This is a genomic window from Streptococcus caprae, assembly GCF_042649745.1.
GTDB lineage: Bacteria > Bacillota > Bacilli > Lactobacillales > Streptococcaceae > Streptococcus > Streptococcus caprae.
The window spans coordinates 1-7,574 of the sequence record NZ_JBHRZV010000053.1; the positions used below are offsets into that span (position 1 = coordinate 1).

A 7,574-nucleotide genomic window follows, 5' to 3' on the forward strand; every position below is an offset into this window, starting at 1 on the left:
TCGTATTTTCATTGCCATAAACATAAAACGAGAGAAGACAAGTCCTGTCCTCTCTCGGTGTTAAATTGGTCAACCCACTACAGTTGACAAAGAGCCTAAAAAGGTCGAACATACGTCCAAACCTCCTAATAATCATTTTAGAAAAATACCTTCTTTGATACCAAATATTTAAAGATTTACAACCATTGTTAGCAATATTGCATCACTAAATTTAAAATCATTTTTACTGTTCTGTTCTTCTCTGTAATTTCCAGATATCTCAACCTAATAGGAGGCTAAGCAATTCTTGATAGTTCTCCACAACATAAGTTGGTTTGGCCTTGCTGTCGTTGACTGTGTTGTCAGGGTTGTACCAGACCGCGTCTATGCCTGCATTGTTACCACCCTGGATATCAGCGGTCAAAGAGTCTCCAATCATAAGGGCTTCCTCGTGCTGAAAATCCTCGATCTGCTCTGCTATTTTTTCAAAAAAGGCAAGGGCAGGCTTAGCGGTTCCCATCTCTTCTGAGATAAAAACCTGCTCAAAGTAAGAAAACAACCCTGAAGCTTGGAGCCGCCCTTTCTGGATGGCAGCGATGCCGTTGGTTGCAGCAAAAAGCCGATAACCACGCGCAACAAGGCTGGTCTGAAGCTGGTCTGCTCCCTGATAAATCTGGCCTTGCTGGCTGAGGTGCTGCTGATAGGCCTGAGCTAGCTCCTGGCCATCAACGAACTGATTAAACTGGGCAAATGTCCGTGAGAACCTTGTGTCTACCAGTTCTTTTTTGCTAATCTTGCCAGCTTCCAAATCCCTCCAAAGCTGACTGTTAATCCTGCGATAAGCAACCTTATAAGCCGCTATATTTGTGACATGATACGGCTCAAAGAGCTGCTGGAGAGCTACTTCTTCTGCCGCATCAAAACCCAGCAAGGTATGGTCTAGGTCGAAGAGAAGAAACTTACAATCCAATTCTCATTTTTTCCTTTCTAAGGGGTAATCAACTTTAGGGAGGTATAATCAATTCAGGCTCATTGTCAACTGTAGTGGGTTGACCAATTTAACACCGAGAGGGACAAGTTTTGTCTTCTCTCGTTTGATGTTTATGGCAATGAAAATGCGAGTTTTAAAGTTTTCAAAGTTCCGAAAGCCAAAAGCATTACGCTTAATAACCTTGATGAGGTTGTTTGTAGCTTCTAATTTAGCGTTTGAGTAGGGTAGTTCCAAAGCGTTGACAATCTTATCCTTATCATTCAGAAAAGTGTTGAAAACTGTCTGAAAGATAGGGTTGACGCTGGAAAGTGTCTGCTCAATGAGTCCAAAAAACTGGTCAGCTTGCTTTTCTTGGAAGTGAAACAGCAAGAGTTGATAGAGCTCGTAGTGCTCTTTCAATTCTTGAGAATAGCTGAGTAGCTTAGCGACAATCTCCTGATTAGTCAAGTGCATGCGAAAAATTGGGCGATAGAAGCGTTTATCGCTGAGCTTTCGACTATCCTGCTGAATCAGTTTCCAATAGCGCTTGAGTGCCCGATACTCAGGGGACTTCCGGTCAAACTGGTTCATGATTTGGACGCGTAGTCTGTTCATGGCACAGCTCATGTGTTGGAGTAAAATAGTCCAGTGGACTATTTTAGCCTCGAGCTAAGAAATTCGAAAGCGAGGGGTGGAAACGATCAAGGACGATTTTGGCATTCGGAAACAGTTTTTTAGCGATGTCGTAGTAAGGGCTGAACATGTCCATTGTGATGATTTTGAACGAATCGAAATCCTGCGCAATGAAGCTCATTTTGCCTTTCTTGAAACCGTACTCGTCCCAACTCATGTTAGTTGGTAGCAAGTTCAAGTCTGTCTTAAATTGGAACTCCTTTAGTTTTCGGATAACCGTTGAGGTTGATACGGCTAAGCTTTCAGCGATGGCTGTCATCGCTACCTTCTCAATCAGTTTTTGGGCGATTTTCTGATTCAGAATGACGGGTATTTGGTGGTTTTTCTTGACCAAAGAGGTCTCAGCGACCGCTATTTTTCCGCACCCTTGACAGCGGAAGCGACGCTTACTTAGACGAATCAGGGTTTTATAGCCAGCGCACTCCAAATAAGGTATTTTGGATGGTTTCTGGAAGTCGTACTTGGTCATCTGTTCTTGACAATGTTGGCATTTTGGGGCAGGGTAGTCCAGCTTAGCGATGACTTCCTTGCGACTTCCAGCATCGATATAGTTTGAAATCGAGATATTAGGGTCTTTTATTCCGAGTAGGTTTGTGATAAAATTGAACTGTTCCATATGAGTCTTTCTAATGAGTTGTTTTATCGCTTTTCATTATAGGTCATATGGGACTTTTTTGTACACTCAAAAAGCCCTATAATCTCCTCAGTGGAGTTACCCACTACAGTCTTATAGAGCCCAAAAATAATCAGCATCCACAGGTCAGGATGCTGATTATTTTTTAAATTTCTTCAAATAACTGCCTATTCTCTATAGTTAATTTCTTTACTACTTCCTTTTTATAGAGCTCATCCCTAATTCATCTTTTGTCATAACTGGCATAATGATCTCAGTTACAAATTCATCTTCATTTTCAGTTACCCAGTAATCGATGACATGGCGTTCAAAGCATTCCTCTCTTAGTTCATATTGATTCTCTTGAGCAAATTTTTCCATTTTTTGGTAAGTTTCTGTTGTATGGTCTAGAGAACCAATATGGTAGCAACTTAAGGCCATGAAACCACCAAATTTCCCATAATCTGTAGACTCTGGCAAAACATGCTGCAAGATAGTAGAAGTCTGGATTTCTCCTGCCATCTTTTTCTTGTAAGAGTCATATTTTAGAATAACAGGCCCTGACACCTCCAACTTCTTATCCTCAAGAAATTTAGTCCATTCTAAGTTGATAATGGATTCCTTGTGACAGTACTTATAAGGTTGTTTGATATGGTAGTAAGATGTCTTCTCCTGATAATATTTCACATTTATATTAGAGTTAGAATGATTGGTTAGATAATTTTGAAGACAGATTTCTCCCTCGATAATGAGTTGTAGCCAATCATCAATGGAGGTAATAGAAACCAGTAACTGTTCACGCTCCGCTTCTAATTCATCTCTTCTCTGTTGTAAATATTGGTAATGATTAGAACATCCATTGAAAAGAATTAATTCCTTAATGCGTTTCAAACTGAGTCCTAGTTGTTGGTAGTACTTAATCATAGGAATCAAAAGCAAGGTTGACTTATCATAATAGCGATAATTGGTTTCCTCGGAAATATGCTTCGGCGATATAAGGCCAAGACTCTCATAATAGCGTAATGTCTTTGTAGAAACTCCACTCATATTTGCCGCTTTCCCAATAGCAAATAGATCTTCTTCTACCATATGTCCCTCTTTCTATTGTATTTTTTACTGTCCACTAACCATCTAATTATACAACAATGCTGAAAACATTTCCATGACTAGTAAAACACTTTCGTGATCACTTACTCATAGTTTCTTAACCTTAGTAACCCTTACCTGAGACCTTAAAATTCCAACTGGTCTAAAATTTTTTGAAATGAATCGCTAGAATAGTCTTTAGTTGGTTTTATTGGCTTGCTATGTTTCTTATCAACAAACTGTTTGATCTTATCCAAATCACCCGATAGATTGGCATAATTTCTGAACCGTCTCTTAGCTTGGTTGACGGTTTGTTCTAACAGTTTTTCTGCCTCGCTCGGATTGACTTGTTGCAAGGTCGAAAAGCGTTCTTGTTTCAACATAAAATCAATCATTTTATCAAAATCGGGACGCTTAAAATCTAAGGTCATCGGATTCTTCCCTTGTTCATTCAAGCGAGGATTGTAGCGATATAAAGACCAATAGCCTGATTCAACAGCCTCTTTGGCTTCAGTCAAGGTTTCTCTCATCCCCCCTTGTAAACCGTGGGTAATACAAGGGACATAGGCAATCACTATAGATGGACCTGGATAGTTTTCTGCTTCTTCAAATGCTTTTATCACCTGAATAGGATTGGCTCCGCTGGCAACTTGAGCAACATAGACATTCCCATATGTCATAGCCATCATTCCAAGATCTTTTTTAGAACTAGCATTTCCAGCAGCAGAAAATTTTGCAATGGCAGAAGTTGGCGTCCCTTTAGAAAGATGGCCTCCTGTATTAGAATAAACTTCGTTATCTAAAACCAATATATTGACATCTGCACCACTTGCAATGACATGGTCCAAACCACCATAACCGATATCATAAGCCCAGCCATCACCACCAATAATCCACTGGCATGGCTTTACAAATAGATTTCGATGATCATAGAGTGTTTGAAAAATAGGATGCTGATCCTTAACTTCAAATAACAGGGCACTAAGTTTGGTTGAACGAGCCCTTGAACCTTTCCCCTCATTTATATGAAGCATCCAATCCTTCAGTAACTGCTGCAAATCAAAATGAGCAATAGACAAGGCTTCCTCCACGAGGGGCAGTAAGGCCTCTCTACGCGCTTCATTGGCAACCACCATACCATAGCCAAATTCTGCAGAATCTTCCAATAATGAATTGCTCCACGCTGGTCCTTGACCATGACAATTCTTACTATAAGGGGTTGTTGGAGCCATGGCTCCCCAAATAGATGAACAGCCGGTTGCATTAGCAATGATCATACGGTCTCCGAAGAGCTGGGTTAACAGTTTGACATAGGGAGTCTCACCACAACCTGCACAAGCACCAGAAAATTCCAAAAGGGGCTGTTCAAATTGAGTGTGAGCTAAGGTTCCAGGTTTTGCTGGATTTTCTTTCACCCGAAGTGTTTGCGAAAAAGCCCAATTAACAACTTCTTGGCTAATAGTCTCCTGATCTTCCTGGTTGATCGGAGTCATTTTTAGCGCTTGACCTGCTTTAGGACAGGCACTGACGCATAACCCACATCCGGTACAATTTTCTACCGAGACTTGGATGCGGTAGAATAAACCGTCTTTTCCCTTGAAATCCATGACACGATATCCTTCAGGAGCTACCTGAAGTTCATCAGATTCGGCTAAAAAGGGGCGAATGGCCGCATGGGGGCAGACAAAGGAACACTGGTTGCATTGAACACAATGATTAGCGTTCCATTTAGGGATCTCCCAGGCAATATTACGCTTTTCTTGAGGAGCTAACCCCAAAGGGATATCACCAGCTATCATACCATTGCTAACTAATGTAGCTACGGAGAGATTATCTCCTTCCAAGCGATTCATTGGAAGTTGAATCTGACAGGAGAATTGGCTCAAATTCTTTTCAATTACTCTCTCTGAGATTCGAATTTCCTTCCACTCTTCAGGCACTATAATCTCTTGGAGCGAATCCTTTGCGCGACGAATCGCCTCTAAGTACTTCACCGTTTTTTCTGGAAATTTTTGATTATAAATCGTTTGTATTTCAGTCTCAAGCAGGTGCTCACTTTCTGGTAAAATCTTCAAAATTTCAAAGAATGCTGTTTCTAGACAAATACTAGTCCGTGGAAAGATATCCAACTCTTGAGCAAGCTGAGAGGCATCTATAATATAAAATTGGATGTGGTTTTCAGCCAGATATTTTTTCAGTTCTTTAGGTAATTTTCGGCAAACGCCTTCAGCTTTATCCGGAGTATTAAGTAGAAAAACACCACCTTGTTTCAATCCTTTGGTTAACTCATATTGCCTTAAATACGCTGGTGTAGAGACTACTACAAAATCTACTTCTTGGACAGCATAACTTGACTTTATCGGTTTATTGCCAAAGCGAAGCTGAGAAATGGTTAATCCTCTTTGTTTACGAGAGTCATGATAAAAATACCCTTGAACCTGATTATCAGTATGTTTCCCAATCAGATTAATAATAGATTTGCTGGCACTAATCATTCCGTCACCACCAAGACCCCATAATTTTACTTGATAGGTATCTTGTGGAGTTAAATCAAGTTTTGGTCCTCTTTTTAAAGAAAGATTTGTCCAGTCATCTTCTATTCCAATTGTAAAATGCTTTCTAGGATTCGGTTTTAATAATTCATCAAAGACTGCCACAATGTGTTCAGGGCTAGTATCTTTTGAACCAATACCATAACGTCCTCCTATGATTTTAGGTCTCAACTGGCTATCATAAAACACGGCTTGCACATCCAACAAGAGAGGTTCACCGATAGAACCCGGCTCCTTAGTTCTATCCAAAACTGCAAGAGCTTTCACTGTTTTAGGAATAACCTCAAGCATTCTCTCCATTGGGAAAGGACGGTAGAGATGAATCTGTAGAAAACCAACTTTTCTACCATTTTCATTGAGATAGTCAACCGTCTGTTCAACAGTCTGGGACACAGACCCCATAGCTACAATCACTTCTTCAGCTTCTGGGTGACCATAATAATTGACCAAATCATAGCTGGTTCCCTGGATCTGATTAATCTTCTCCATATATTTCCGAACAACATAAGGAGTTACTTGATAGTTCCGATTGACCGTTTCCCTTTGCTGGAAGAAAATATCGGGTCCTTGATTGGTCCCTGAAACAGTTGGATGATTTGGACTCATGGCGCGTGATCGAAAGGTATCTAAAGCTTCATGATTAATGAGATTTTGCAAGTCCTGATCATCCAAGGCCATTATTTTTTGAAGTTCATGGCTAGTACGAAAACCATCAAAAAAACTTAAAAACGGTAGACTAGTCTCTAAACTAGCCAAATGTGCCACCGCAGACAAATCCATAACTTCCTGAACGGAACTCTCTGCTAAAATCGCAAAGCCTGATTGGCGAACAGCCATGACATCACTATGATCACCATAGATACTTAGAGCATTGGTCGATACAGAACGGGCCGCCACGTGAAAGACTGTTGGTAATAATTCTCCAGCAATCTTGTACATATTGGGAAGCATGAGTAACAAACCTTGAGACGAGGTAAAAGTAGTTGCTAACCCCCCTGTTTTCAAGGAACCGTGGATGAAGCCAGCAACTCCAGCCTCTGATTGCATCTCTATAAGTCTTAACGAATGACCAAAGAGGTTTTTTCGTCCCTGGGTTTGCCACACATCGACAGTCTCTCCCATTGTAGAACTTGGGGTAATAGGATAAAGACCTACAACTTCGCTAAAAGCGTAAGCTGTATGAGCTGCTGCAGTATTTCCATCCATGATTGTTTGATATGGCATTACTTTCCCTTATCCCTTTCTACTAGATTCCTATCGTTCTTAGTTTAAAGCACCCACCCTCTCATCCGGATGGGCGCTTCTGCAGCTTTGACCTTGTATTCCATTTACTTAGGTAAAATGGTTTCCACTTCGGTATGCGGGCGTGGAATAACGTGGACAGATACCAACTCGCCAACGCGTTGCGCTGCAGCGGCACCAGCATCAGTAGCGGCCTTAACAGCACCGACATCTCCGCGAACCATCACAGTGACAAGACCTCCGCCAATATGTTCTTTTCCAATCAAGGTCACATTGGCTGCCTTGACCATGGCATCGGCCGCCTCAATGGAGCCAATCAATCCTTTTGTTTCAATCATTCCTAATGCTTCTGATTGCATAATAGTTACCTTCCTATTCTCTTATTTTGCCAAAATTGTTTCAACTTCTGTGTGCGGACGTGGAATAACGTGGACAGATA

The 7,574-nt window shown here is 41.0% G+C and carries 4 protein-coding genes and 1 pseudogene; all 5 read right to left on the reverse strand.

Going from position 1 to position 7,574, the window contains the following annotated elements:
- Positions 1 to 259 precede the first annotated feature (259 nt).
- The 5 genes and pseudogenes from ACFORF_RS10480 to eutM all read right to left on the reverse strand — a co-directional run bounded on the left by ACFORF_RS10480 (position 260) and on the right by eutM (position 7,494).
- Entirely contained in the window at positions 260 to 949 is a 690-nt protein-coding gene (locus tag ACFORF_RS10480) for a YjjG family noncanonical pyrimidine nucleotidase (RefSeq protein WP_380427996.1), read from the reverse strand.
- 48 nt (positions 950 to 997) lie between these two features.
- Positions 998 to 2,258 (reverse strand): annotated as a pseudogene (locus tag ACFORF_RS10485) (transposase).
- 210 nt (positions 2,259 to 2,468) lie between these two features.
- Entirely contained in the window at positions 2,469 to 3,344 is an 876-nt protein-coding gene (locus tag ACFORF_RS10490; RefSeq protein WP_380427998.1) for a MerR family transcriptional regulator, read from the reverse strand.
- Positions 3,345 to 3,487: 143 nt separating this feature from the next.
- Entirely contained in the window at positions 3,488 to 7,117 is a 3,630-nt protein-coding gene (nifJ, locus tag ACFORF_RS10495) for a pyruvate:ferredoxin (flavodoxin) oxidoreductase (RefSeq protein WP_380428000.1), read from the reverse strand.
- Between the two features lie 104 nt (positions 7,118 to 7,221).
- Positions 7,222 to 7,494, reverse strand: coding sequence for an ethanolamine utilization microcompartment protein EutM (gene eutM, locus ACFORF_RS10500; protein WP_354366140.1), 273 nt, complete (start codon positions 7,492 to 7,494; stop codon positions 7,222 to 7,224).
- Positions 7,495 to 7,574: the final 80 nt, after the last annotated feature.